The organism is Paenibacillus cellulositrophicus, from assembly GCF_009363095.1.
GTDB classification, from domain to species: Bacteria; Bacillota; Bacilli; order Paenibacillales; family Paenibacillaceae; genus Paenibacillus_AQ; species Paenibacillus_AQ favisporus.
The window spans coordinates 3,963,725-3,989,222 of sequence record NZ_CP045295.1 but is presented as its reverse complement, the minus strand read 5'-3'; the positions used below and the strand labels follow the sequence as shown (position 1 = coordinate 3,989,222).

The 25,498-nt window shown below is 56.8% G+C and carries 23 protein-coding genes; 9 read left to right on the top strand and 14 right to left on the bottom strand.

From position 1 onward, the window contains the following. Positions 1-28: 28 nt before the first annotated feature. A complete protein-coding gene (gene rlmN / locus GCU45_RS17865) occupies positions 29-1,126 on the bottom strand; it encodes a dual-specificity RNA methyltransferase RlmN (protein WP_152399837.1) in 1,098 nt (365 codons plus the stop codon). A 271-nt stretch (positions 1,127-1,397) separates the two neighbouring features. Between rlmN and GCU45_RS17860 the strand changes: the two genes are divergently transcribed. Then, on the top strand, positions 1,398-2,462 hold the full coding sequence (locus tag GCU45_RS17860; protein WP_152399836.1) for a bifunctional transcriptional activator/DNA repair enzyme AdaA: 1,065 nt from the start codon (positions 1,398-1,400) through the stop codon (positions 2,460-2,462). 112 nt (positions 2,463-2,574) lie between these two features. Here GCU45_RS17860 and GCU45_RS17855 read toward each other — a convergent pair whose 3' ends face one another. The 3 genes from GCU45_RS17855 to GCU45_RS17845 form a co-directional block, all read right to left on the bottom strand. Next, positions 2,575-3,696, bottom strand: coding sequence for a DNA alkylation repair protein (locus GCU45_RS17855; RefSeq protein WP_152399835.1), 1,122 nt, complete (start codon positions 3,694-3,696; stop codon positions 2,575-2,577). Between the two features lie 125 nt (positions 3,697-3,821). Beyond that, positions 3,822-4,313: an SRPBCC family protein gene (locus GCU45_RS17850; RefSeq protein WP_152399834.1), complete on the bottom strand. Its 492-nt coding sequence runs from the start codon at positions 4,311-4,313 to the stop codon at positions 3,822-3,824. Positions 4,314-4,392: 79 nt separating this feature from the next. Then, positions 4,393-4,998, bottom strand: coding sequence for a TetR/AcrR family transcriptional regulator (locus tag GCU45_RS17845; RefSeq protein ID WP_244364134.1), 606 nt, complete (start codon positions 4,996-4,998; stop codon positions 4,393-4,395). Between the two features lie 266 nt (positions 4,999-5,264). Here GCU45_RS17845 and GCU45_RS17840 point away from each other — a divergent pair, with 266 nt between their 5' ends. Next, a complete protein-coding gene (locus tag GCU45_RS17840) occupies positions 5,265-6,194 on the top strand; it encodes an NAD(P)-dependent oxidoreductase (RefSeq protein ID WP_152399833.1) in 930 nt (309 codons plus the stop codon). A gap of 61 nt (positions 6,195-6,255) precedes the next feature. Further along, complete coding sequence (locus GCU45_RS17835) at positions 6,256-7,173, top strand: NAD(P)-dependent oxidoreductase (RefSeq protein ID WP_280117396.1); 918 nt, start codon at positions 6,256-6,258, stop codon at positions 7,171-7,173. Between the two features lie 86 nt (positions 7,174-7,259). Here GCU45_RS17835 and GCU45_RS17830 read toward each other — a convergent pair whose 3' ends face one another. Further along, positions 7,260-7,691, bottom strand: a complete 432-nt coding sequence (locus GCU45_RS17830; protein ID WP_152399832.1) for a MerR family transcriptional regulator — start codon at positions 7,689-7,691, stop codon at positions 7,260-7,262. A 358-nt stretch (positions 7,692-8,049) separates the two neighbouring features. On the opposite strand from GCU45_RS17830, the gene GCU45_RS17825 reads away from it, so the two are divergent. From GCU45_RS17825 to GCU45_RS17810, 4 genes are all read left to right on the top strand, one after another. Next, complete coding sequence (locus tag GCU45_RS17825; protein WP_152399831.1) at positions 8,050-8,712, top strand: hypothetical protein; 663 nt, start codon at positions 8,050-8,052, stop codon at positions 8,710-8,712. 80 nt (positions 8,713-8,792) lie between these two features. Next, on the top strand, positions 8,793-9,224 hold the full coding sequence (locus GCU45_RS17820; protein WP_152399830.1) for a hypothetical protein: 432 nt from the start codon (positions 8,793-8,795) through the stop codon (positions 9,222-9,224). Positions 9,225-9,323: 99 nt separating this feature from the next. Next, positions 9,324-10,487, top strand: coding sequence for a winged helix DNA-binding domain-containing protein (locus GCU45_RS17815; RefSeq protein WP_244364132.1), 1,164 nt, complete (start codon positions 9,324-9,326; stop codon positions 10,485-10,487). A gap of 252 nt (positions 10,488-10,739) precedes the next feature. Beyond that, positions 10,740-11,633 (top strand): helix-turn-helix domain-containing protein, encoded by an 894-nt coding sequence (locus GCU45_RS17810; protein WP_425281298.1) that lies wholly within the window; start codon positions 10,740-10,742, stop codon positions 11,631-11,633. Between the two features lie 39 nt (positions 11,634-11,672). Here GCU45_RS17810 and GCU45_RS17805 read toward each other — a convergent pair whose 3' ends face one another. After that, entirely contained in the window at positions 11,673-12,050 is a 378-nt protein-coding gene (locus tag GCU45_RS17805; protein ID WP_152399829.1) for a winged helix-turn-helix transcriptional regulator, read from the bottom strand. Between the two features lie 262 nt (positions 12,051-12,312). Here GCU45_RS17805 and GCU45_RS17800 point away from each other — a divergent pair, with 262 nt between their 5' ends. Continuing rightward, the gene (locus GCU45_RS17800) at positions 12,313-12,852 is read left to right on the top strand and encodes an NAD(P)H-dependent oxidoreductase (RefSeq protein WP_152399828.1); all 540 of its coding nucleotides are present in this window, start codon (positions 12,313-12,315) and stop codon (positions 12,850-12,852) included. A 116-nt stretch (positions 12,853-12,968) separates the two neighbouring features. Here the strand turns inward: GCU45_RS17800 and GCU45_RS17795 are convergent, their stop codons facing one another. Next, positions 12,969-13,616, bottom strand: a complete 648-nt coding sequence (locus GCU45_RS17795; RefSeq protein ID WP_152399827.1) for a FusB/FusC family EF-G-binding protein — start codon at positions 13,614-13,616, stop codon at positions 12,969-12,971. 700 nt (positions 13,617-14,316) lie between these two features. Here GCU45_RS17795 and GCU45_RS17790 point away from each other — a divergent pair. Further along, positions 14,317-15,852, top strand: coding sequence for an ABC-F family ATP-binding cassette domain-containing protein (locus GCU45_RS17790; protein WP_152399826.1), 1,536 nt, complete (start codon positions 14,317-14,319; stop codon positions 15,850-15,852). A 131-nt stretch (positions 15,853-15,983) separates the two neighbouring features. Here GCU45_RS17790 and GCU45_RS17785 read toward each other — a convergent pair whose 3' ends face one another. The 7 genes from GCU45_RS17785 to GCU45_RS17755 all read right to left on the bottom strand — a co-directional run bounded on the left by GCU45_RS17785 (position 15,984) and on the right by GCU45_RS17755 (position 25,388). Beyond that, positions 15,984-17,810, bottom strand: a complete 1,827-nt coding sequence (locus GCU45_RS17785) for an APC family permease (RefSeq protein WP_152399825.1) — start codon at positions 17,808-17,810, stop codon at positions 15,984-15,986. A gap of 196 nt (positions 17,811-18,006) precedes the next feature. After that, positions 18,007-19,425 (bottom strand): hypothetical protein, encoded by a 1,419-nt coding sequence (locus tag GCU45_RS17780; protein ID WP_152399824.1) that lies wholly within the window; start codon positions 19,423-19,425, stop codon positions 18,007-18,009. A gap of 76 nt (positions 19,426-19,501) precedes the next feature. Beyond that, on the bottom strand, positions 19,502-20,476 hold the full coding sequence (locus tag GCU45_RS17775) for an aldo/keto reductase (protein ID WP_152399823.1): 975 nt from the start codon (positions 20,474-20,476) through the stop codon (positions 19,502-19,504). A 99-nt stretch (positions 20,477-20,575) separates the two neighbouring features. Then, positions 20,576-21,445 carry a DMT family transporter gene (locus GCU45_RS17770; protein WP_152399822.1) on the bottom strand — a complete coding sequence of 290 codons (870 nt, stop codon included), beginning with the start codon at positions 21,443-21,445 and terminating at the stop codon, positions 20,576-20,578. Positions 21,446-21,661: 216 nt separating this feature from the next. Beyond that, positions 21,662-23,068 carry a YfcC family protein gene (locus GCU45_RS17765; protein WP_152399821.1) on the bottom strand — a complete coding sequence of 469 codons (1,407 nt, stop codon included), beginning with the start codon at positions 23,066-23,068 and terminating at the stop codon, positions 21,662-21,664. Positions 23,069-23,072: 4 nt separating this feature from the next. Next, positions 23,073-24,269 carry a M20 family metallopeptidase gene (locus GCU45_RS17760; protein WP_152399820.1) on the bottom strand — a complete coding sequence of 399 codons (1,197 nt, stop codon included), beginning with the start codon at positions 24,267-24,269 and terminating at the stop codon, positions 23,073-23,075. A gap of 228 nt (positions 24,270-24,497) precedes the next feature. Then, positions 24,498-25,388, bottom strand: a complete 891-nt coding sequence (locus tag GCU45_RS17755; RefSeq protein WP_152399819.1) for a LysR family transcriptional regulator — start codon at positions 25,386-25,388, stop codon at positions 24,498-24,500. Positions 25,389-25,498: the final 110 nt, after the last annotated feature.

Sequence of the window (25,498 nt, the reverse complement as noted above, 5' to 3'; positions counted from 1 at the left end):
GAGTCCCCTGAAAAACAGGATGCCAGCCTCAACCGTTTACCGCGCTGGCCTGGCCCGCACCTCTGCCGTTTTCCTTACGGATTTGCTTGCTGCGCAGCTGTCCGCAGGCCGCGTCGATATCGGTTCCATGCTCCAGCCGGACGCTGACGCTGACCCGGTTCTTTTTGAGCGTGTCATAGAAAGCCAGGATCGACTCCTGAGCGCTTCTCTGATACTGGCTGTGCTCATCGACCGGATTGTACGGGATCAGGTTGACGTTGACCAAATGTCTGCGGTCACCGATCAGCTCCGCCAATTCAGCCGCGTGTTCCCTTCCGTCATTGACGTCCTTGAGCAAAATATACTCGAGCGTCACTCTGCGTTTTGTTTTGGCCAGATAGTAATCCATGGCCCCCAAAACTTCCTCAATCGGATAAGCCTTGTTAATCTTCATAATCCGGGTTCTCAGCTCATTGTTCGGCGCATGCAGCGAAATGGCCAGGTTCACCTTCAAATCGCGGTCGGCAAATTCCATGATCTTCGGAGCCAGCCCGCTGGTCGATACGGTAATATGGCGGCCAGCAATCGCCAGCCCTTTGCGGTCCTTGACCACATTGATGAAGTCGACCATGTTCTCGAAATTATCAAACGGCTCCCCGATGCCCATCACGACAATATGGCTGACGAGGTCGCCCGGCTTGTTCTGGTCCAGGAACAGCTGCACCTTCATGAGCTGCTCCACAACTTCCCCGGCGGACAGGTCCCGGCTTTTCTTCAGCAGTCCGCTCGCGCAGAAGCTGCAGCCGATATTGCAGCCGACCTGGGTCGTCACGCAGACGGAAAGGCCGAACTTATGGCGCATCAGCACCGTCTCGATCAGGTTGCCGTCCTGCAATCGGAACAGAAACTTGACCGTCCCGTCGGCCGACTCCTGCTTCACATGCTCTTCGAGCGTCTGGATAACGTAATGCTCCGCAAGCAGCTTCACGCAGTCCGGATTGGCATCCGTCATATCGGCAAAATCGGTGACCCGTTGTACATATAGATAGTCCCACACCTGAGAAGCGCGGAATGGTTTATGTCCATATTCAAGCAGCCATGCAGACAGCTGATCGAACGTTAATCCATAGATGGATGGTTTGTTCATCGTTTTTCCTCTTTTCAAAAGCTTTAAATGCATACTCTCTCTACTTTACCAGATCCGACAGGCAATCTGTCTATTATTGTCCCAAATTTTTTTTGTTAAAACAAGGGATGCAGCGGGAATTCAGCCACGGATGGGGCTGCTGGCTCCGCCATTACGGCGTCCTGTTGAAAAGAACGATGATTTAAAAATCAATGCCCGATTTTCGGCGGCGGGGATTCGCGGGGCTGGTCTATAATAAGAGTAAAGGATGATGAAAAAAAGGAGGCCGGTCATGATTACGGCTGAACATAAAATGGAGTATTATCAGGCGCTGCTCGATAAAAAGTCGGAGTACGAGGGGATTTTCTATGTCGGGGTCAAAACGACGGGAGTGTTCTGCCGCCCGACGTGCCCGGCCAGAAAGCCCAAATATGAAAACTGTGAGTTTTACGAGACCGCGCAGGAGGCGCTGCTCGCTTCTTTCCGGCCCTGCCAGCGCTGCCGTCCGCTGTCCCATCCGAATCACGTTTCGCCGGTCGTCCAGAAGCTGGTCGAAGCCGTCGAGACCCATCCGGAAAAACGGTGGAAGGAACAGGACTTTGATGAGCTCGACATCGATGCCTCGACGGCGCGGAGGCAGTTCAAAAAACGGTTTGGCATGACCTTTGTGGAGTATGCCCGCGCCCGCCGCATGGGGTTGGCATTCAAGCAGATCCGGTCCGGCCATCCGGTGATCGACGCCCAGCTGTCGAGCGGGTATGAATCCGGAAGCGGATTCCGGGACGCCTTCTCCCGCATTATGGGGGCGGCTCCGGCGAAATCCGCAGACAGCCGCATCCTGCGCGCGGCATGGATCGATACGCGCCTCGGCCCGATGGTCGCGATCGCCGACGAGGAGGCGCTGTATCTGCTGGAGTTTGTGGACCGGCGGGGCCTCGAGCGAGAAGTGGAGCGGCTGCGCCAGCGGACGAAATCGGCGATCATCCCAGGCGTCACCGCTCCCATACGCTCCATCGAGCAGGAGCTGACGGCTTATTTTGACGGGAGGCTTTCCGTATTCACCACACCGCTGCATCTGATCGGCTCCCCGTTCCAGAAGTCGGTCTGGGCGCAGCTGGTGCAAATCCCGCCGGGCGAGACCCGTTCCTACTCCGGGCTGGCCGGGGCTCTCGGCAAACCGAAGGCCTTCCGGGCCGTGGCCCAGGCCAACGGCGCCAATCAGCTCGCCCTCGTCATCCCCTGTCACCGCGTCATCAATGCGAGTGGCGATTTGGGCGGTTACGGCGGTGGACTGACGCGTAAAAGCTGGCTGCTTCAGCACGAGAAGCAGTTTCTTTCAAACCAGCGGCAGCACTGATTCGAGCGTTCCCTGCTTATATAAAGGCGCGCCGATCACGAAAAACAGGAGTCCCCTTGAGGTCCAACGACCGCTCGGGTACTCCTGTTTGTTTTGTCTTCGCATGCTTCGCCTATGCCTGCTGCTCCCCGCCGCTGCCTGTAAGCACGAGGCTGGCGGAGGCCGCCTCCCGGCCGTTGACCAGCAGCACGATCCGGTGCTCGCCCGGATAATGTCGGCGCGTCGTCAGATCGGCCCAGGAATGGGTTCGCGTCCCCGACAGGCGGGAGCCTCCGGGTACGGTCTTATCCGACAGCAAAAACGCTATGCGCGATATTTTGCCACGGGCTTTGACAAAGTCGATCCCGTATTCCACCCGGATATGGGCCGGCTGCCCGTCCCGCACGCGGATCTCGTAGTGAAGCTCTGTGCTGCCCCCGACCGCGACCTCGGACGGCTCTACCGTCAGCGAAGCGGCAGACGCCAGCGGTTCCTCCGCGGATGACTCTGCATAGCCGAACAGAGCCATCGCTTCCGGATGGGACTTCTTGATCAAGGTCCGGCATCCGTGACGGATAATCCAATCGGTATGCGGATGGGCACCCTTCCAGCGCCTTGCCGTCTCCAGCACCACATCAGAATGGTCCTTTGCGATGTCGTTCAGGTTGTTGGCGACGCTCTTGCGGACATAGAGCGACGGGTCCTGCTTCAGCAGCTCCAGCACGGGCAGCACCGGCGCCGGGTCCTTCTTGAACATCGGCAGGGCCTGTCCCCACGGCAGCCGCGGCCGGCTGCCTTCGCTGGCCAGACGCCGGACATGCTCGTCCGGATGCTGCGCCCAAGCCGTCATCTGGCGCATCATCCGTTCCGGGTCCCGCAGCAGAAAAGGCCTGACGGCAAACTCCGCCGAAGATTTGGACGTGAAGCGCTCGAGCGCCTTCATTGAAAGGTCCCAGTGCTCCGGCGCCTGCCCGAACACTTCCACGAAATCGGGAAAGAACAGGTACGGAAACCCCGCACAATGCTCGTCGATCGCGAAGAGCACCTCCAGCGCCTCTTCATATCGGGCGGGCAAGTGATCGCCCAGCTTTTCGCTGATCCGCCGCATTCGGGCCTTCAGCTCAAGTTCCTCCCATGTGTCGTCCATGACGTCTTTGACAAACTTATCTGTATCAAACGCGGCGTGGGCCGTATGAACCTTCGCCCCGAATCCCCGCAAAAATTCCTCATTGTATACTGCCTTCAGTTCAGCCATCGGCAGACCTCCTCCTGAAGTTATTATAGTAAGCCGCAGCGGAGGAGGAAATCAACTCTCCAAGTCGTCTTACCGGCGTTGCGGCTCCTTCGATTCAATCAAACGATCAAGTGGCGGTGTTTTACTCAATGATCCATTCGTTGAGGCCATGCTTTCGATCCGTCTGCAGCCAGCTGCTGCCGGATGTGGTCCGCCGCCTCTTCCCAATATGCCTTCATCTGCTCACGCTGCTGGATATCCGTCAGTTTTTCCTGATGGAAACTGATCGTCGTTCCCGTCTTGGCCTCCAGCAAGCGGATCTGGACCGTGGAAGGATGGCTCCAGCCGGGCCGCTGCCAGGTCAAGCGGACTTGCTCCCCGGGTTTGACGACCCGAATCTCGCCGTGGTTTCCTTCCTTGGACGTATACGTCGTTCCCGGCTTGAATTCAAGGGACTGGAATTTCCCAAGCCATACCATCATGCCCTGTGGGGAAGTCAGCAGCGACCACGCCGCTTCCCGTGATACCGGAAACGTTCTCCGGACGCCGACCTGAAACCCGGCAGCGGCGGTCATCCCCACGGGCTTCGCTGCATCATCCGCAATGGGTACCGCCAGCTTGCTTGTTGATTTGCTCATTGTCACCGCTCCTCGCAATGTAAAAATAGTTGCCTGGCCTGGCCGATCGAGCATCACGTCCCGCCGCCCGCTCCCCTCTCTACCGCTCTTTAATCCGTTCGTTTATCGGAGTGAGGGCATCGACGAACAATGCGATGCTCGTCTGCAGAAACTGCTCCTGGGACACGGCTGTAATCAAATCCGCATTATGCAGACGGGAAATGAAGGCACCGTAATTCATCCACATAAACGCCATGGCCTGCGCCTCGGAATCTATGGCTTTCACCTTCCCCTGCCGGTGCATCTCCTGAAAGTACGCCGTCAGCAGCTGCTGCAGCTGCCGCGGATGCTCCTGAGCCCGGTCGCGCAGATCGGACAGCTCCGCGCTGCGCAGCATGACCAGCACCAGCTTCCGGTTCCGATCCATGATGTCATGGTAGGCACGGGTTATCCGCAGCAGATCTTCACGCAAGCTCCATGTCAGCCGGGTGGAAAACAGCTCCTCCATCTCGCCCGCATAATGAAAACGGTCGATCGCCTGTTCCAGCAGCTGCAGCTTGGTGCCGAATTTGCGGAACAGCGTCATCTCGCTCACTCCCGCCGCTGCGGCAATTTCCTTCGTGGTTACTCCCTGATATCCCTTCTCGGCCATCAGGTCAATCGCGGTCAGCATCAGTCTGTCCCGGTTGGTCGTTGATTCCGTCATTGTGTCAGCATCCTTTGGAGTCGTCATCCGGACGATGTTAGTAATCACTAACATCCCGTTGATTCATTGTAAAACCTCCACGCGCCTGTTGTCAATAACTGGGATATAACAAAAAAGATGACTTTTCCCATTAAAAACAATCCTATCGCCAATTCGTCCGTGCCTTGAGCCGAAGCTTCGCATTTATAAAATCGTGGAAAATACGCATTGACTTTGACACTGTGTCAACCTTTTAAGATGGGTAGGAAAGGAGATGAGAACATCCTATGAAGGAAAATAAACAAGTGAATCCGCTGGGGCAGGAATGGACGCAAACTGAGGGGCATCTTTTACCGGTGAGCGTCATCGGACTAGGCATGATGGGGTCGGCGCTGGCCCAAGCCTTTCTGAAGGAGGGCCGCCGGACCACCGTCTGGAACCGCACGCCCGGTAAAGCCGAAACACTCGCGGCGCAAGGCGCGGTGGCCGCCGGCACGGTCGCTGAAACCATTGCGGCCAGTCCACTGATTGTAATCTGCGTGCTGGATTATGCAGCCGTGCAGGAAATTCTCGAGCAGGCGGGTGATGTGCTGGCCGGACGGACGGTGGTGAACCTCACCAACGGATCGCCGGCACAAGCCCGGCAGACGGCCGCATGGACAGCCGAACACGGCGCTGAATATTTGGACGGCGGCATCATGGCTGTGCCGCAAATGATCGGAACCTCCGGAGCGTTTGTCCTGTACAGCGGTTCGTCTAGTGCTTTCGAAGCCTGGCAGCCTGCATTGGAAAAGCTGGGGAGCACGAAGTACCTTGGCGGCGATCCCGGTCTTGCCCCTCTCTACGACCTGGCGCTGCTGAGCGTTATGTACGGGATGTACGGCGGCCTTTTCCATGCTATAGCCATGGTCCGCTCGGTAGGAGTCCAAGCCGAATCGTTTACGCCGCTTGTAGTTCCCTGGCTTTCGGCCATGACGGCCTCGATGCCTCGGATTGCGCAAGCGGTGGATGCCAACGATCATCGAACAGATGTATCCAGCCTCTATATCAACCAGACGGGGTTCGTCAATTTCATCGCCGCCTCCAGAGAGCTGGGGATCAGCACGGAGCTTATCACGCCGATGCAGGCCCTGATCGACAGGGGAATAGCGGAAGGTCACGGTACCGACGGCCTCACCAGGATCATCGAGATGATACAGCATCCCCTATCTGACTGACCGCCTGCTGCATCACCTCAACCGGAATGGAATGGGTAAATGAAAAAAAGGAGGAATTCCATTGACAGCTAATAACCCCGTTCAGCACAGTCATCCCATCCAAGAAACCCGGGCACCGGTGACGATTCTTGGTCTTGGTCCCATGGGCCATGCGCTGGCCGGGGCCTTCCTGAAGGCCGGGCATCCGACCACGATCTGGAACCGGTCTGCCGGCAAAGCCGATGCGCTCGTCGCACAGGGAGCGAGTCTTGCCGGGACGGCCGCTGAAGCCGCTCTGGCCAGTCCGCTGGTCATCGTGTGCGTCCTTGATTATGACGCCGTCCATACGATCATCCGCCCGCTGGGCGACGCGCTGAAGGGGCGTACCTTGGTGAATCTGACCGCCGACGCACCGTTTCGCGCACGCCAAACCGCCGGATGGGCGGCAGAACACGAGATTCACTACCTTGACGGGGCAATCATGACACCGACGACAACGATTGGCCAGAGCTCGGCTGTGGTTTTGTACAGCGGGCCGGAGTCCGTCTACCAAGCCCATCGTCATACCTTAGCAAGCATCGGAGGCACTTCCTCGTACCTCGGGGAAGATCCCGGCCGGGCCGCAGCCTACGATGTGTCGCTCCTGGATATTTACTGGACGTCCATCAGCGGTTATATTCATGCCCTGACCTTGGCGAAATCTGAAAACATCAGTGCGAAGGAACTTCTTCCTTTTGCTCAAGGGATTAGCAGCATTCTCCCGAATATTATGGCTGGACTCGCTGAGCAAGTCGACAACAGGCAATATCCCGGACACGGCTCCAACCTGCTTTCGGCAGCCGCAGGTATGAAGCACATTATTGAAACTGCACTTTCCCATGGGATCGATACCAGCGTACTAACGGCCGCAAACGACATCGCCCTGCGTGCGATCGACGACGGACATGGTGCGGACGGGTTTTCTTTTCTTACCGAAATACTGCAAAAAAGGAAAAAGTAAAATGTCAGCCCTCGGCAAGCGTCCGAGCCTGGCCGAATAAGCCCGGTCCACCTGCTGGACCGGGCTTCTCTCGATGATTTTTCCGCTTATCTTATCGATGCTTCTCCAAGTGGGCTGGTCTCTTCGACAGCGCTGCCCTCCCTGTTGACCAAGACCCGCTGCTCTCTCATTTGTTCGATGCGTTGATCCAGCCGCCGCTGAACGGCCATGAGCGATTGAATTTGCCCGGAAATTTCTTCGCGTTTGTCCTCGTAGGCTTCGAGCATTTCGTCACAAAATCCGTCGCTGCCAGTATAAACGTTGATATCGTCATGGCACTTCAAAATTTCAAGAATTTCCTTCGTCGACATCCCAAGCTCCAAATAAATCTGGATCGTTTGGACCCGCTTGATGTCAACCTCGTCGAACTCCCGGTATTCATTGTCCAACCGCTTTGCCGTAAGCAGCTTTTGCTTCTCGTAATACCTGATCGATCGTGCGCTGACGCCGGTTGCTTTGGAAAGCTGACCTATTTTCACAGTGGCAGGCTCCTTTCTGTATCGTGTCTTTCCCATTATTTTCCCATTATACTGCATCGTTCTTTGCGTAAACAGCGGCTCAGCCCTGCGCAACGATATATGCATATCCTTTTGTTTAGCACGTTATCTCTGCCTCATCGGTATTAAACCGGCTATGCAGAGGCAAAAAAGGTGAACTCCACTGCCTTTTGCATCACTCCCCAATAGCGTGTTAATGTGGAGACATCTGCCCCAAAAATCCCAATAACTGGATCTAAATAAACTGTAGAATCGCATATCAGACACTTCACTCTGACAACTTTCCATGAAAAAAGAGGTGATGATGATCGCTACATTCGTGAATAAGGAAGTAATAGCCTTGTCGCATATTCTTTGGATCGGCGGCCCTCCGGATTGTGGTAAAACGACGGTAGCAGACTTGCTTGGCTCAACATACCAGTTACAGGTATACCACTTCGACCGGTATGAAATGGATCATATCCGTCGCGCGGATCCTGAGCGGCATCCCGCATTGTTCGCGTTAGGAACCAAACTCGCGAATTTGGATGAGAAGGCGTTTCTGGAATGGTTATGGCTGTCATGCACGCCAGCGGAAATGGCTGCCAGTGGAAAATTGGTTTGGTTGGATCGGCTTCACATGGTTATTGAAGATTTGCATGCCATGTCCGCGGATCGTCCCATTATCGCAGAGGGGCCCGGCTTTTTTCCGGAAGCGCTCCTCCCTTTATTACCAGATCCCCAACGAGCCATATGGATGGTGCCGAGCGAACCCTTCAAAAGAGCTTCCCATCATCGGCGTCTCAAGGGGCAGCGGCGTGCCGAAGTTCTGGATGACCCCGAGCTTGCCCAGCAGAACCACATCGAACGTGACCTGCTGTGGGCCGAGCAGTACAGACAGTCTGCAAAGGAACGGGGACTACCCCTCATTGAAGTGGACGGCTCCAAAGGACCGGAAGAGGTCGCTGCCGAAGTCGAGGCTTATTTTAAAATACTTCTCCGGCCTCCAAATCATCAGCCGTGAATGGTTCCGCATGATACACGGGGGTGGCCCAGTAACGGGTCCGATCCCTGTGTATAATTACTTTTCGGGGAGGATTCCGCATGATTCGGTTTTGTTATTTTCTGTGGACAGGTCTGTCTGTCGTCTGGTGCGCTTTTGGCCTGTTTGCTTTCTGGCCACAGTACGGTCCGGGGCAAGAGTTTCCTTTGTTCCAGGATATCGTCACAGTCATGCTGTTTCTCCCTACCGTTTCGATGTTGTGTTATTCGCTGCTTCTGCAAGCCGTTTCCAGGTTAGTTGCAGCTTATTGGAACCCGCCGCCTGGAGTACTGCCGCTTGTATGTTATGTTCTGGTGTCCTGCCTATTGCTCTTCTATCTGAATCATAAAAGCATATCGGCTCGGCCGCCGCTGATTCTGCTTCTCTCGGTACCCGGCCTGCTGCACTATTGGATTTCCACCATGCTCCGTATTTTGGCTTCCGTCCCGAAAACCCACAGCGATCCCCGGGACGAGGATCACAAATTCCTTTGACCGTACTCTCCAAACCCTGACATATTGTTGTCAGCGTTGATGGCTATACTGAGGATATAAGAACGTATAGATCATGAACCTTAAGGAGGCGCTGCCGTCGTGACCGAGCCGATGCCCAAGCCAACCGATACATCCCTTTTTACGAAAAATGTTCCCCAGGTGCTCAGCCGCCGGGCCTTGAACCGGGCACTGCTCGAACGACAGCTCCTGCTGCGCCGGGCAGAGATGCCGGTGCTTGACGCGCTGCGGCATCTGGCCGGCATGCAGGCCCAGGCTCCGACCCCGCCGTATTACGGCCTGTGGGCCCGGCTGGCCGGCTTCCGGCACGAGGAGCTGTCCCGGCTGATCGAGACGCGTCAGGCCGTGCGCATCGCGATCATGCGGTCGACGATCCACCTCGTGACGGCCGAGGACGCCCTGGCGCTGCGCCCGGTCATTCAGCCCGCGTTGGACCGCGGCCTGAAGGGAGGCTACGGCAAGGAGCTGGCCGGCCTGGATACCGGCGCGGTCGCCGCAGCAGGCCGGGCCCTCCTGGAGGAGGCCCCGCTGGCCTATGGCGAGCTCGGCGCCCGCCTGCAGGAGCGCTGGCCGGACCGCAGCCCGGCCGCGCTCGCCAACACGGTGCGCACGCTCGTGCCGCTCGTGCAGGTGCCCCCAAGGGGCCTGTGGGGCGCCAGCGGCCAGGCCCTGCACACCACCGCGGAGGCGTGGCTGGGCAGCCCGCCCGCGGCAGCTTCCAGCTCCGGACTCGAGGAGCTGGTCCTGCGTTACCTGGCCGCCTTCGGTCCGGCCTCGGTCAAGGACATCCAGGTCTGGTCCGGACTGACACGGCTGAGCGACGTCATCCGCCGGCTCGAGCCGCGTCTGCGGACCTTCCTGGATGAAAAGGGCGTCCTTCTGTACGACCTGGCGGACGCCCCCCTGCCGGCGGAGGATACACCCGCACCTCCGCGCCTCCTTGGCGAATTCGACAACATGCTTCTCTCCTTCGCCGACCGCTCCCGGATTATGGATGAGCGCTACCGCCGCCGCATCTTTACGGTGAACGGCATCATCCGGGCAGCGGTGCTCGTCGACGGCTTCGTTTGCGGCATGTGGAGCCTGGAGCGGAACAAGCAGTCTGCCGAGCTTGTGATCAAGCTGTTTGAGCCTATCTCGGACGCCGATCAGGAGGCATTGGCCGACGAGGGCCGCCGCCTGCTGGATTTCGCCGCAGCGGATTGCCCGAACCGGGAAGTCCACTTCAATCTTTCCGAGCTCTAATCCCGAAGCCTAGCTAATGGCTGCCGTGGCGTGTCTTCTTTGAACAAAGGGTAGCGCGACGGCCCTTAATGACCGAATTTATTCACCACGTAGAAACCGCCCCGCAACTTTCCCGTTCGCAGCCGACGATTCCCACGCCTCCCATATTCCAGCCCGCATGGCCTGCCCATCCCGGGCTTCTTCGCATGTTAGCAAGAACGGTCAAAACGCACCCTCTCCCATCTGCTATGCTGATATCAAAGGAGGGGCACGCTGGTGTATTCAAATCGGATTCAACACAGCATCCGGTTCATGGAGGAACAGCTTCACGAACCGCTGACACTCGAGCAGATCGCGGCGGAGGCCGGATTCTCGCCGTTCCATTTTCACCGTCTGTTTCGCAGGGAGACCGGGCTGAGCATCGCGGAATATTTGCGAAGCCGCCGGCTGTGTCTCGCCTCGCGGATGCTCCTGTACTCGGAGGAGCCGATCATCGGCATTTCGCTGCAGTGCCATTTTGAGAGCCAGGAGGCGTTTACCCGCGCCTTTAAAAAAATGTACGGCATGCCGCCAGGGCGATATCGGAAGATGTTCAGTCTTCATACCCAGGCCCATGCCGCTCAAGGAGGAGAAATGAACATGATTGAGGAATCGATGATAAAAGGCTGGATGCTGAGCGGCAGCCACCCGCATCAGTATGAAATCGGCCTGGACCGTCACAACGTCCATCAAGGGAACGCCTCGGGTTATTTGAAAGCCGTCACCCCGGAAGGCCCGAACGTGTTCGCCACGATGATGCAGCAATTTAAAGCCGATCGGTACCTGAAACGCAGAATGCGCTTCTCCGGCTTCGTCCGGACGGAAGGGGTGACCGAGTTCTGCGGATTGTGGATGCGGGTCGATAATCAAGCCGAGGACGTGCTTCGGTTTGACAATATGAACAACCGCCGAATTGTGGGCGACACGCATTGGAACCACTACGCCATCGTGCTTGATGTCCCGGACAATGCCGCGACGATTTCGCTCGGCGTGCTGCTGATGGGACCGGGGCTGGTATGGGTGGACAGCTTCCGGTTTGAAGAGGTTGACGAGAGCGTACCCACCACGAATTTGGAGATCGTCTACGAGCTCCGGGACGAGCCGTCTAACCTGACATTTGAAGAGTGACATCCAATATACAGTAAGGGAGGGCCCTCAGGCCCTCCCTTACATAGTTCCGTCCGCTTCGGAGGCGATATCCTCCTTGGCGTCATTCGCCTTGAATTCCATATGCTCAAAACCCCAGCTGCACATATCGTGGAGCACGGATCTCAGCGACTCCCCATGTTCCGTCAAGGAGTATTCTACCTTGGGAGGAACCTCCTGATATACCTTCCGGTGGATCAATCCATCGTGCTCCAGCTCACGCAATTGGTTGGTCAGCATGCCCTGTGTAATATGGGGAAGTTGTCTGCGCAGCTCCCCGAACCGTTTCGTCCCCTGGTGCAGCAGTATAAACAAAATGAGCGGCTTCCACTTGCCTCCGATCGCCTGCAGCGTAGTGATGATTCCTCCCGTGGTTCCCGTCTCGTGGTCCTTACTCATCTCGCTAGCCCTCCCCTTTCCCACCGAAGCGGCAGTGCTGTCTTTGCTGCCATTGTACCAGAGTACACGGAATGGCGACAGTACTCTTTTGAATCGTACATAGTACGATTTTTCGTACTACTCGGCAATACGCTCTCCTGATCCAGAGTACGGTTTGCAAGACTTAGTCTGTTAAAACTGCGTACTTTTCAAGAGTATCGGCCCTGAACCATACTGGAGGTGCAACACTCATAACGCATACCGCCCGAAAGGATGATTTGAAATGAAAACCATGGTCATTGTATCCCACCCGGATCTGTCCAAGTCCAGAGCGAACCATGCGCTTCTCGAAGCGCTGCCGAAGCATACCGATATCCACGTCCGCGATCTGTATCAGGAATATCCGGATTGGCAGATCGATGCGGACCGGGAGAAGCAGCTGCTGCTTGCTTACGACCGGATTATTCTCCAGTTCCCTTTTTATTGGTACAGCTCACCTCCTCTTCTCAAAAAATGGTTTGACGATGTACTGACTCCCGGCTGGGCTTACGGCCCCGGAGGCGAGCATTTAAAGGGCAAAGAATTCATCGTCGTCACTACCGCCGGCGGCACGGATAAGTCATTTCAGGCGGGAGGAGACAACTGGTTTACGATCAGCGAGCTGCTAAAACCGATCCACCTTACGATTGCCCACTGCCACGGTACCTTCCTTCCCCCGTTCGTGGTGTACGATGCCAACCGGGCCAGTCAGGAGCAATTGAAGGCAGAAGGCATCCGGTACGCCGAATATATCCAGACGCCTTCGCCTGTGCTGATTCACTAATCCGTCTCCTGATAGCTCAAAGGGAAAATAAAAACGGGCAAGGCCCCTAGGCCTGCCCGCTGTATTTCTCCCGGAATCAACCCGGGTTCTTCTGAATTTTATGCATGGTCAGCATGTTAGTTCAAGACATCCTTCATAAACCGTTCCAGTTGAGACACATCGGTAATATTCTGGTTGCACTTGGCGCTGTCGATGCACATATAATTTCCGACCCGCCCGAAATGGTCCAGTGCCGAACCTTTGGCTTTCGTCTGCGCGGTCACGAAGGCCACCTCTTCATGCTTGTTGCAGAGGCAGCAAACCCCCTTCTTGTTCGTCGGGGTGAACCGGCCCTCAATGCCTGTCATTTTCCCGTCCAGGTTGTAGACGATGAACAGTTTATTCGTTGAAATGTCGGTCCAGCCGATATAGGTCAGGAAGCGGAAATCGAGCTCGGCCAGCAGTGGAAGCTTCAGCTTTTTAACTTTGGGATAAAGCTTCTTCAGCTGCTGTTCCGTTACCTGCGGAAAGGCCGTAACGTATTGCTCCAGCTCGCTCAAAAAAGCATGGAATTCCTCGGCACGGTTTAGCGTCGGAATCCGGTCGAAGAACCGCTTCTGCTCCTCCGTCGCAGCAGGGAACATCTCTATAACCCGGGTCCAAGTCGTGTGCCGGATCGCGGATATGACTTTCTGGTCGGCTGTAGTCTTGATGTTATATTCAAGGCGCCCCAGCAGGCGCTTGATCAAATTATATTCGTGGTTTTCCATAAATGGCGTTAGCATGTGTTTTCCTCCTCATTTCACCAAAAAACGGAGTACCTCAAATAAGGCACTCCGCCGGTATCGAAAAAAATACGATGCGAGAAGTTCCTTGTTTTAGGTCAAAAGGGCATACGTATCCCGTGAACGAACTCACGAAATTTTTGCACTTTTGCCGGCTACAAGCAAACAACTGCCACTTATGGATTCCCCTTTCGAACTTCTGCACATACATCGACATTATAAATTCTGATGTCAGCCTTGTAAAGATATCTCCGGGCAAAGGATTCTTAACCGCCTGCGGCGGGTGGAAGAGCTAAGCTATCCCGGGCAGGTGTCCGATTGACAACTGCAGGAAGCCTCGCTTATACTGTGTGGCGTAACGATAAACTTGAATGAGGTGGAAAGGTAATGGAAATTTTGTCTACTGTTCTTAGAAGAGATTTGGCTTGATACGGGAGAAGTCTGCCCTTTTTTAGCCATCTCGAGAACAGTCGATATGATTTCCACATCTTTTCCAGCTTTGACATGTAAGCGGGTAGGGTGTGTTCACCTTACCCGCTTTCTGTATATTAAAGCGGGGCTGTAAGATACCTAATCACCAGGTACAGACCCCTAGGGCCGGAGTATCTTGCAGTATTTACAACCGGATCGTCACGTCATTTCGCTGTCCTCCTGATGGCTTCATTTGTTCGCAACCAATGAAACCTAAGGAGAGAGAACCATGAGCATATTAAATGTCACAAATCTTACGCATATGTACGGAGATCAAGTTACTTTTCGCCATATTGAGTTCCGCCTGCTGCCGGGCGAGCATGCCGGACTGGTGGGCATGAACGGCGCCGGCAAGTCGACACTGTTCCGCCTGCTGACCGGAAGCCTGCTGCCGGAGGAAGGGCGGATCGAGTGGTCGCCACGCGCCCGGGTTGGCTTCCTGGAGCAGCACATCTCGCTGCAGGAAGGAATGACGGTCCTGCGGTATTTGGAGCGGGCCTTTCAGCACTTGTTTGACATGGAACGCGAAATGAATGAAATCGCGGCCCGATTCGGTGAGGCGGGAGACGGGCTTGACGCGATGCTCAGGCGCTATGGCGAGCTGCAGGATGGGCTGGAGCAGGCCGGCTTCTACGCCATTTCCGCCAAAATTGAGGACGTAGCCCGTGGGCTGGGTCTTGCCGAGATCGGCCTGGACACCGACGTAAGCCGCTTAAGCGGCGGCCAGAAGACGAAGCTGCTGCTTGCCAAGCTGCTGCTGGAGGAGCCCGATGTGCTGCTGCTCGACGAACCGACCAACTACCTGGACGCCGTGCATATCGAGTGGCTGACCGGCTACTTGAAAAAGTACCCGCACGCCTTTATCGTTGTGTCGCATGACGAGCATTTCCTGAACGAAATCACGAACGTGATTTTTCATCTGGCCCATCAGACCTTGAAACGCTATACGGGCAGCTATGCCGCGTTCCAGAAGCAGTATGCGCTCGCCCAGAAGCAGCAGGAGGCCGCCTATGAGCGGCAGACCCGGGAGATCGAACGGCTGGAATCCTTTATTAACATCAACCGGGTCCGCAAGGCGAAGCAGGCCAAGAGCCGCGAGAAAATGCTGAGCCGGATCGAGCGGGTCGAGAAACCGGGAGAAGGCCCGGCGCCCCGCTTTGAGTTCCGGGCGGAAGGAAACCTCAGCGGCTCGGTGCTGATCGAGGCCAGACGGCTTCAGGCGGGATACGCGGTGCCGCTGTTCCGGCCACTTGACCTTACTGTCAAGGGCGGTGACAAAATCGCCATCATCGGGGAGAACGGCGCCGGCAAGTCCACGCTGCTGAAGACTCTGCTCGGCGGTATCAACGTACTGGGCGGCGCCGTAACCGTTCAGAACACGGTCCGGACCGCTTATTACCAGCAGGAGGACACGCCGTCTTCGGACACGCCGCTGCAGTTTGTCTGGTCCTTGCGTCCGGATTTGACGGAGAAGGAGATCCGCCGCACGCTGGCCATGGCCGGCCTGAGCGCCGATCATATCCGCAAGCCCATGCGGACGCTGAGCGGAGGAGAGCAGGCCAAGGCCCGGCTCGCCGAGCTGATGCTCACCCGGAGCAATCTGCTCGTTCTGGATGAACCGACGAACCATTTAGACGTCCGCGCGAAGGATTCTCTGCAGAAGGCACTTGCCGCCTACCCCGGCACCGTGCTGCTGGTGTCCCACGAACCCGCCTTCTACGAAGACTGGGTCACGGACATCTGGCGGGTGCAGGATTGGAAGTAAGACCAAGAGGCAAAGCGCTCAAGGCTCAATCACAGATGCAGTATGGTTTCGCAACTATTGATCTACAAGGAAGAAGCTGCCGCACCGGAAGAACCCGGTCGGCAGCTTCTTTTGTGTAACGGGTAAAGCGGCTATTTTTTTAAATGGTAAGGCACCGTGGTGACGATGATATTTTTCCGGTAAAGCAAAAAGGCACGGATCAGCAGACTCGACTGGTTATGCAAAATGTTGTGCCAGCTCTTCTTGGGAATAAACTGCGGGATAAGCACCGTCACCCGGTAGTGCGACTCTGAAGCTTTGTACTCCACGGTATCCACGAATTTCGTCAGCGGCTGGATAATGCTGCGGTAAGGCGACAACAGCGTCACCAGCCGAATGTCGGGCTGCCACTGCTTCCACTTCTCCTCCATCTTCCGCTCCGATTCCCGGTCGTAGGCTACATAAACAGCGATGATCTGGTCGGGTGACAGCGACTTGGCGTAATTGAGCGAGTTCTCCACGACATGGGTAATCCCGGCGACGGGCACGATCATCACATTGCCTTCAACGGGAACGGCCGGCTCGCAGGTCGTAATACGCAGCTGGTCGCCGACGGCCTCGTAGTGCCTTTTGACCGCATGAAATATATAAACGATCAGCGGCAGGAAAATCAGCACAGGCCACACCTGGCCAAACTTGGTAATAAAGAAAATCATCATGACCGTGAAGCTGATCAGCGCCCCCACAAAGTTGATGATCAGCTTGCCCAGCCAGCCTTTCGGCTTTTCACGAATCCATTTGACCAGCATCCCCGTCTGGGCCAGCGTAAACGGAATAAATACCCCCACGGCATATAGCGGGATTAAATGCTCCGTGCGTCCCTTGAAGGCGATGATCAGAATGATCGATGCCGTGGCCAGAAACATAATACCGTTGGAATACCCGAGACGGTCCCCGCGAACGGTAAACATCCGGGCGATGTATTTATCCTTAGCCAGGTTGACGGCGAGCAGCGGAAAGGCGGAATAGCCGGTATTAGCCGCAAGAACGAGAATAAGGGCGGTTGTCGCCTGGATAAAATAATACAGGAAGCTCCTCCCAAAGGTGGTGGAGGCGATTTGGGATACGACCGTTTCTTTATCGTTCGGTACGATCCCGTAATAGTAAGCGAGAAAGACGATGCCGGCGAACAGGATTGCCAGCAGCGTGCCCATCGCCATCAAGGTTTTGGAGGCATTGTTCGGCGCCGGGTCGCGAAAGTTCGGAATGGCATTGGAAATGGCCTCCACCCCGGTAAGCGCCGAGCTCCCTGAAGCAAAAGCCCGCAGCAGCAGAAACAGGGAGATCCCTGCTACCGGCGTGCCTATTGGCGCGTGCAGAGTTGGGGGCACCTGTCCGGTTGCGATTTTGTACAAACCTACCCCGATCAGAATGAACAGCGCGAGCACGAACAGGTAAACCGGATACGCCAGAATTGAAGCCGATTCGGTAATCCCGCGCAGGTTCAGAATGGTAATCAGAACGACCAGCGCACAGGCAATGACCACGTTATACGGGTGAAGGCCGGGAAACGCCGACGTAATGGCATCCGTCCCGGACGACACGCTGACCGCCACCGTCAAAATATAATCGACCAGCAGCGAGCCGCCGGCAATCAGTCCAGGATTGATTCCCAGGTTCTTTTTGGAAACGACATACGCTCCACCGCCGTGGGGATAAGCAAAAATGATCTGTCTGTACGATAAAATGAGGGCCAGCAGCAAAATCAGAATGCCAATACCGATCGGGATCGTGTACCAGAAGGCTACCGCACTGACCGTTACCAGCACGAGCAAAATTTGCTCGGGGCCGTAGGCAACCGAAGACAGCGCATCGGAGGACAGGATGGCCAGCGCCTTGGTTTTATTCAGTTTTTGTTCACCCAATTGGCCGGACTTCAGCGGGCGGCCGATCAGAAATCTTTTGACGGCTGACAACATGAATAACACCTCGATCTCTGTCGATAGTATGGTTTCCTTAGGGTATCCCTTTCCCAGCCAAACGACTCCGGGTATATCTAGGAATCCCCTCCCCAAACATTTAAACCGCCGCAGGGCATGAAACAACAAAAAAGCCTTCCGCTTTCGGAAGGCTTTGTGTGAATGGATAGAGAGGGCAGGAATCATCGAAGCCCGGCTATACCAAAAAGATCGCCACGGCCGTGGTCACCGCCAGCCCGATCAGCACAGGCTTCAGGTTCCGTCTCGCCAGCTCGAACGGGCTGACGCCGCAAATGGCCGCGGCGGGAATCAGCGCCCAGGGGATCAGCGTGCCGCCACCGACCCAGATCGCCGCCACCTGGCCAAGGGCCGTCAGCGTGGCTGCATTGGCATGCGTGGCGGCCGCGAACAGCTGGGCGATCGAGCCGGCGAGCGAAATACCGGAGAAACCGGAGCCGTCGAGTCCGGTGATGGCCCCGGTGATCGTCAGCGTGACGGCGCCCACCGCTCCGTTCAGCGGCACCACATGTGCCAGCGCGGCGCCCAGATCGTTGACGATGCCGTTCGAGGATTCCGGCAGCACCTTGCCAAAGAGATCGGTAAACGCCGCATCGCCGAGGTAGAAAAAGGCGGCGATCGGAATGACCGGACCGAATACTTTAAACCCGAAGGTGAAGCCGTCGATCAGGTAAGAGGTCACCTTTTCAAGCCCTTGGTTCCGGTGGGCAAGCAGCGTTACCGCGATCAGGATCAGTACGGCCGTGCCGCCTACGATCGCCGTGGCGTCTCCGCCCTGCAGCTTCAGCACAAACATGGCGGCTACGTCGATCAGGAACAACACCGGAATGATGACGGCCAGCCATACCCTAACGCGTGGAGAAAGCGGAGCTGCCGATTCTTCCGCTATCCCGCCTTCGCCCGTAAGGGCACCCGCCCCGCCGGACCCGGTGACGAGACCGTCCCGCCACGTGCCGTTCTTCATGTCCCTTCGCATCATCCAGTAGGCTGTCACGGTTGTCACCAGGCCCATCACGATGACGAGCGGAACGCTCGCTTCCATGACCTGCGATACGTGAAGTCCTGCCGCGTCGGCGGTCAGCTTGGGCGCTCCCTGAATAATATAGTCCCCGGAGAGCGCGATGCCGTGCCCGAACAGGTTCATCGCGATGGCCGCGCCCAGGGCGGGCAGCCCGACGCGGGCCGCGACCGGAAGCAGCACCGCTCCGATCAGCGCGACCGCCGGCGACGGCCAGAAAAACAAGGACGTGACCAGCATGATCAGTCCGATTCCCCAGAAGGCGACCGCCGGTGTCCGGATGAACCGCGTCAGCGGTGCAACCATCGTCTCGTTAATGCCGGTGCGGATCAACACCCGGCTCATCGCCACGATGATCGAAATGATCATGATGGTGCCCATCAGCTCTTTGGTCGCATAAATAAACGAATTAAAGACGCCCGACACCGAACCGCTCAGCGTCTCGGTCGCCAGCCATCCGAGCACGAAGATGCCTGCCACGCAGATCATCGTCGTGTCCCGCCGCTTGATCAGCAGCGCCATAATAAACACGATAAACGCCAAGTACACATAGTGTAAGGCCGTTAAATGAATGACCATACCGGTCACACCCTTCCCCTGCTGCAATTGTGCTATATGCTATGCGGGGGCCTGGGCATGTGTTCATGTCTATGGCTCAGGACAAACGGTAGGTGGCGAACGGCTCACCGTTTCGGAACGGCTCGCTGATGCGGTCCAGTTGTTGGATCGTCTCCTCGCTCAGGGTCATTTCAACGCTGCGCAGGTTATCTTCCAGCTGGCTCGTGCGCGTCGCCCCGACGATGACAGTCGAAACGGCGGGACGTCCCATCAGCCAGGCCAGTGACAAGCCGCTTGGCGCTAATTCCAGATCGGCAGCCAGCCGTCCAACCTCTTGGCTAAGCCGGATGTTGCGGTCAATGACAAACCGGCTGAAGTTCGGATCAGTATCGGCCCGGGATTGCTCCGGCGCCCGGTTCTCCAGCGAATATTTTCCAGTGAGGATGCCTCCGGCCAGCGGAAAATAAGGGATGATGCCGACGCCTTGATCCAGGCACATCGGGACCAGCTCCCGTTCCGGTGTCCGGTCTGCAAGCGAGTAGCTGACCTGTGTGGACACGAACCGGTTCAGCCCTTTGGCTTCGCTGATGCCGATCGCCTTCATCAGCTCCCAGGCGGCATAATTGGACGCGCCGATGTAGCGGACTTTGCCGGAACGGACCATATCGTCCAGCGTCCGAAGCGTTTCTTCCAGCGGGGTATGCGGGTCAAACGTATGAATCTGGTACAGGTCGACGTAATCCGTCCGCAGCCGTCTCAGGCTGTTCTCCAGCTCCTGCATCAAATGATAACGCGACGACCCGCGGCCGTTAGGACCCTGCCCCATGACCAGGCCGGCCTTGGTGGCAAGCACCGCCTCCTGCCTTCTGCCTTCCAGCGCCAGGCCGATGATGCGCTCCGACTCGGTTCCGGCATAAATATTAGCGGTGTCGATAAAGTTCACCCCGCGATCCAGCGCATGGTGGATGATCCGGATGGAGGTATCCTGATCCGCCCGCTTTCCGAAGGCGTTCGTGCCTAGTCCCAGGACGGATACTTCCAGTCCGGTATGGCCAAGGTAACGGTATTTCATCAGTTCATTTCCCCTTTACGATAAAGTAAGTGTTCAGCGGCACGTCTTGAGTCTTAAGACATTGTGCAGCCCAGGATCATATTCTTTGCTCCCCGGGCCCTAGCTTTCCGCCGATGCTTCCGCCTTCGGCTTCCGGCCCCCGTTCACGAGCCAGATCCCCAGCAGCACCAGCACAATGCCGACCGCCACAACGGGGTTCAGGCTTTCCTTCAAGAACAGGCATCCGCAGACGACCCCGACGACAGGCACCAGCAGCAGTGAAATCGAGGCTTTGCTGGCCTCCACCTTGGACAAAATGTACGACCACATCACAAACGCCAGCGCTGATCCGACGACGCCCGAGAACACGACGTACACGACCGGCATGACGCCCCAGTGGCTCGTCCCGTGCTCGAAGATCGCCGAGTACAGCAGCAGTCCCGCTGCGCCGGCCACCATCTGCCAGGTCGTAAACTGGAGCATGTCGCTGCCCGCAAGCTTTCGCTTGATGAGAAGGTTGGACAACGCCCAGGACAGACCTGAGGACACTGCGAGCAGCAGCGTTCCGGTGCTGCCTCCCCAGTGGGCGTCCATGGCGATGAAGAGCCCAATGATGCCGATAATAATGCCGGCGAGCTTACGCAAACGCAGCTTTTCTCCCGGAAGCCAAAAATGGGCCATCAGCGTCAGCCAGAGCGGCATGCTGTACGTGAGGACCGACGTCAGACCGGCGCTTAGATCCTCCAGCGAAATCTGGATCGCCAGGTTAAAATACATCGTCTGCAAAATGCCGCATACGATATACCACTTCAAATCCTTCCAGCGGGGCAGCGGCACCCTGCGGAAATAACAAACCGCTAGGAGCACGAGTGCCCCGAGCGCAAAGCGGTAGCCGGCAAAAAGCACGGGCGGAAACACGCCGTTGGCCAGCTTCATAAAAACCCAATTGAAGCCCCATATTAAACAGAGAAGACCGATCAAACCATTCATGTTCACACCCCGGATGTCTGAGATTGAAACCCCCGCCCGCAGGGTGCAGTCCGGTGAACCCTGCCTGCGGCGGTTCCAGCTACCTTTCATGTTAGTCCAATTTTGGACCCATGGGAAGAAAGAAAAATCGCACCTCCATGCGGTTGGCACGGCGGTACGATTGGATTCCTTGCAGATTTTGCCCTGGCACTGACACGGCGATCCGCTTCTGCGAGGCTAGTATTTGATGATGTTGGCGATCACGATCAGAATCGCCCCAATAGCGATCCACATGCACATCAGCGGCCAGAAAAATTTCACCCACTTCTGATACGCGATGCCGGATACGGCCAGGCTTCCCATCAGCGCCGAGGACGTCGGCAGTATCATGTTCGTAATCCCGTCCCCAAGCTGGAAGGCGAGCACCGTCGTTTGACGGGTAACGCCCAGAATATCCGACAGCGGCACCATGATCGGCATCGTCGTCACTGCCATTCCGGTTCCGGACGTAATAAAGACGTTCATTACGTTCTGGAACACGTACATGCCGAGCACTTGAACGGATCCCGGCAGCTCGCCGACCACAACGGCCAACCCGTTCACGATTGAATCGATCACGTCGCCTTGGTCCAGCACGACCATAATTCCCCGGGCAAAACCGATGATCAGTGCGCCGTACGTAATCGACTTGGCGCCTTTGACGAATTCCGAGGCGATCCGGCTCGGACCGTATCCGGCGCAGAAACCTGACACGATGCCCATGGTGAGGAACAGCGCGGCGAGCTCCTCCATCCACCAGTCCTTTTTCGATACGCCCCAAATCAGGGAAGCAAACCCGATCACGACGGTGGCAATGGTCAAGTAATGCTTGAGCTGCATGGGAGGCAGCTTGGAGAAGTCGAGCTCCTGCTTGTCCGCATTCTTCTCCAAATCCTGGACAAGGCTGCGCTCCGGATTTTTTCTCACTTTACCGGCGTACCGGACAATATACAGACTGGTAACCGTAATCAGACACACGAGCAGGATGATCCGCAGCCAAGCGCCTGAAAACATCGGCACCTGGGCGATGGCCTGCGCCAAGCCCACATTGAACGGGTTCAGAATCCCTGCGGTGAACCCGCACGCGGCGCCGAGGGAGATCATCGCGGTACCCGTCAGGGCGTCAAACCCGAGCGCTCGGGCGATGGCGATGCCGATCGGTACGAAAACCATGACCTCGGTCGACATCCCCATCGTGAAGCCGGCGACCGAGAAGAGCGTAATAAAGATCGGGATGACCCAGCGGCCCTTGTTCGAAAACCTTTTGGCAACCCGGCCGGTAATGGCTTCGATCGTCCCCGTGGAGGAAATAATTTCGAAGGTGCCGCCGATAATCAGGATAAAGAAAACGACGTCCGCCGAGTCGATCAGCCCGTGCACAATCGCCTTCGGTATGCTGACGATGCTAACCGGACTGGCCTCCACCTGGTGGTAGGAACCGGGAACGACCAGGGATTTGCCTGTCGCCTTGTCCTCGGCCCGGTCGAACTCGCCGGCCGGAATGACGTAGGTGAGCGCCGTGGCCACCAGCACCAGGAAAATCAAAATGACATACGTATGAGGCATTTTAAACCATTTGCGGGATGCAGTATTAGCGGTGTTCATCGGTTTACCCCTCGTTTCTCTGCGCTTTCCATTGTTCAAATTCGCTGCGGACCTCGCGCAGCGCTCCCTTGTCGATACACAAATCGTAAGCCGTCAGCGCCAGCGCCTTGGCCGCACGGTTCAATTCGATCATGCCTTCCTCCGAACCGGCCAGCGCGGCGAATTCCGGCGTATGCGTCGTAGCGTCGCCAAGCCGGATATACGGGTGGATTGCGGCGGTCATCTGGCTGACGTTGCCGATGTCCGACGATCCGACCCCGCCTTTCTCCGGCGGGTCGTTCACTTCAATGCCGAGGTCCTCCAGATTGCGGGCAAACAACCCGGCTAGTACCTTGTTATTGTTGCGCTCCGCATAAATCAGCCCCTCGGCGATGTCCACGGTAGCGCCGACGCCTTCGGCCGCGCTTCGGACGGCGCGGTATACTTTTTCCCTGACCGTCTCCAGCTCCTGAACGGTGGATGCCCTAAGGATGAATACCGCCTCGGTCAGTTCCGGCACGACGTTGGGCGCGTCCCCGCCTTTTGTAATGATGCCGTGTATCCGTACGTCCTCTTTCATAAACTGCCGCAGCGAGTTGATCGCCACATACGCGTTGACCAGCGCATCCAGCGCGCTGATGCCCTTTTCCGGCGAGGAGGAGGCATGGGCCTGCTTTCCGTGGAAAGTAAAGGTCGCATCTACGCAGGCGAGCGCTCCGCGCAGCACCATCGTTTTGTTCTGCGGATGAACCATCATGGCCGCGTCCACGTCATCGAAGACGCCGTCCTGGCACATGATGATCTTGCCGCCGCCCTCCTCTTCGGCAGGGGTGCCCAGCACCACGATTTTGCCCGGCAGCTCCGGGCATGCATCCTTCAGCGCCAGGGCCGCTCCGACGGCAGCCGTTCCGATCAGATTATGCCCGCAGGCGTGGCCGATGCCCGGCAGCGCGTCATATTCGGCGAGCAGAGCGATCGTCGGTCCGCCCGGTGTTCCTTCCCAGGTTGCGCGAAAGGAAGTCTCTAGTCCGGAGATGCCCTTTTCCACGGTAAATCCCGCCTCGGTCAGCGGCTCGGTCAGCCACTGCTGCGCCTGATGCTCATGGAAGCTCAGCTCCGGATTGGCATGGATTTTCAGCGAAATCTCCCGCAGCATGGCGTCACGCGCGTCAACTGCCTGAATCAGCTGCTGTTTTGGTTCTGTTCCTTGCTGTGCACTCATGGCTATCCCACCCTGTCGATATAAATGTTTTATGAAGCCGTCATTAGTTCCGGCATTGGTTCGTTTCGTATATTTATGCATTAATATGTATTAAATAATAAGGGCAGCCGCAGGAAGATGTACAATCAAGATTTTTTCGCGCTGGACCTAAAGAATTTTTATGTAGGCGCTTCGTTTCATTCAGATTGGATAAAAAGAAGCCCCGCCCGATACCCAGGCAGGACTTCGTTAAGACGGATGTTCCGTTTTCATAAAATCGACGAACCGGTCCACGATGGCCAGCTCGAGCGATGGCTCCCGGTACAGCATCCATGTGTTGCGCCGGATCGGCTCCCCGTTCTTTAGCTTAAGCTCCAGCGTGTACAAGCCGTCCTCCGGCGAGACGAACACGCCCGGCACGATGGAATAGCCCAGCCCGTGCTTGACCATTTCCTTGCATGTCTCATACGCATCCACCTGCATGGCGATGGTGGGCGGCGTGTCATAATGCTCGTGCCACCAGGTCCGGATCGTCTGCCCAAAATGAGAGGACACCTGGCGGGCGGCCTTAGCCTTCGGCTCGCTGTAGTGAATATGCGGCAGCTCCGGCAGGACGGTCAGATCGATCGGCTCATTGGAGATCAGGCAAATCGGCTCATCATGCAGCAGGAAACGGGATTCCACCCATGGATAATCGCCGCGAACGATGCCCACATGAATCTCCTGCTCCATCAGCGAGTCGAGAATCTCCGGGCTGAGCGCACAGGTGACGCTAAACTGCACCTCGGGATACAGGTCCCTGAACTTCTTGAGCAGCGGAGGGAGCTTGTAGAGGCCGTAATAACTGGCGACCCCGAGCCGGAGCGTCCCCTTCACCCGGCTGCGCATATTGAGGAGATAATCCTTCATATGGTTCAGCTCGTCCTGCGTCCTCTTCGCGTACGCAGCCAGCGCTTCGCCTTCCGGCGTTAAGTATGTGCCCTTGGCATGTTTAACGATCAGAGGCACGCCGAACTCCCGCTCCAGCAGCTGAATCCGGTAGGTCAGCGCCGGCTGCGTCATGTACAGGCGTTCCGCCGCTTTGGTCAAGCTCTGCTCTTCGACGAGATGCTGCAGGATGGCAGCGTCCTTTTCGTTCATGTGAGTGGCCTCCTTTCCACGGATCCGTTGTTATTTTGTTTATCATACCATACCAGTTTGCAGCGGACCGGCCCCATGTCACCTTGGAATAAATGGATGTCGGACCGATC

What these genes read in the sequence shown, in the direction of transcription:
- GCU45_RS17775 (WP_152399823.1), bottom strand. Translation starts at nt 20,476, where the DNA reads ATGAAATACCGTTACCTTGGCCATACCGGACTGGAAGTATCCGTCCTG.
- GCU45_RS17855 (WP_152399835.1), bottom strand. Translation starts at nt 3,696, where the DNA reads ATGGCTGAACTGAAGGCAGTATACAATGAGGAATTTTTGCGGGGATTC.
- rlmN (WP_152399837.1), bottom strand. Translation starts at nt 1,126, where the DNA reads ATGAACAAACCATCCATCTATGGATTAACGTTCGATCAGCTGTCTGCA.
- GCU45_RS17840 (WP_152399833.1), top strand. Translation starts at nt 5,265, where the DNA reads ATGAAGGAAAATAAACAAGTGAATCCGCTGGGGCAGGAATGGACGCAA.
- GCU45_RS17800 (WP_152399828.1), top strand. Translation starts at nt 12,313, where the DNA reads ATGAAAACCATGGTCATTGTATCCCACCCGGATCTGTCCAAGTCCAGA.
- GCU45_RS17755 (WP_152399819.1), bottom strand. Translation starts at nt 25,388, where the DNA reads ATGAACGAAAAGGACGCTGCCATCCTGCAGCATCTCGTCGAAGAGCAG.
- GCU45_RS17850 (WP_152399834.1), bottom strand. Translation starts at nt 4,313, where the DNA reads ATGAGCAAATCAACAAGCAAGCTGGCGGTACCCATTGCGGATGATGCA.
- GCU45_RS17795 (WP_152399827.1), bottom strand. Translation starts at nt 13,616, where the DNA reads ATGCTAACGCCATTTATGGAAAACCACGAATATAATTTGATCAAGCGC.
- GCU45_RS17760 (WP_152399820.1), bottom strand. Translation starts at nt 24,269, where the DNA reads ATGAGTGCACAGCAAGGAACAGAACCAAAACAGCAGCTGATTCAGGCA.
- GCU45_RS17780 (WP_152399824.1), bottom strand. Translation starts at nt 19,425, where the DNA reads ATGGTCATTCATTTAACGGCCTTACACTATGTGTACTTGGCGTTTATC.
- GCU45_RS17860 (WP_152399836.1), top strand. Translation starts at nt 1,398, where the DNA reads ATGATTACGGCTGAACATAAAATGGAGTATTATCAGGCGCTGCTCGAT.
- GCU45_RS17845 (WP_244364134.1), bottom strand. Translation starts at nt 4,998, where the DNA reads ATGACGGAATCAACGACCAACCGGGACAGACTGATGCTGACCGCGATT.
- GCU45_RS17785 (WP_152399825.1), bottom strand. Translation starts at nt 17,810, where the DNA reads ATGTTGTCAGCCGTCAAAAGATTTCTGATCGGCCGCCCGCTGAAGTCC.
- GCU45_RS17820 (WP_152399830.1), top strand. Translation starts at nt 8,793, where the DNA reads ATGATTCGGTTTTGTTATTTTCTGTGGACAGGTCTGTCTGTCGTCTGG.
- GCU45_RS17765 (WP_152399821.1), bottom strand. Translation starts at nt 23,068, where the DNA reads ATGAACACCGCTAATACTGCATCCCGCAAATGGTTTAAAATGCCTCAT.
- GCU45_RS17770 (WP_152399822.1), bottom strand. Translation starts at nt 21,445, where the DNA reads ATGAATGGTTTGATCGGTCTTCTCTGTTTAATATGGGGCTTCAATTGG.
- GCU45_RS17805 (WP_152399829.1), bottom strand. Translation starts at nt 12,050, where the DNA reads ATGAGTAAGGACCACGAGACGGGAACCACGGGAGGAATCATCACTACG.
- GCU45_RS17790 (WP_152399826.1), top strand. Translation starts at nt 14,317, where the DNA reads ATGAGCATATTAAATGTCACAAATCTTACGCATATGTACGGAGATCAA.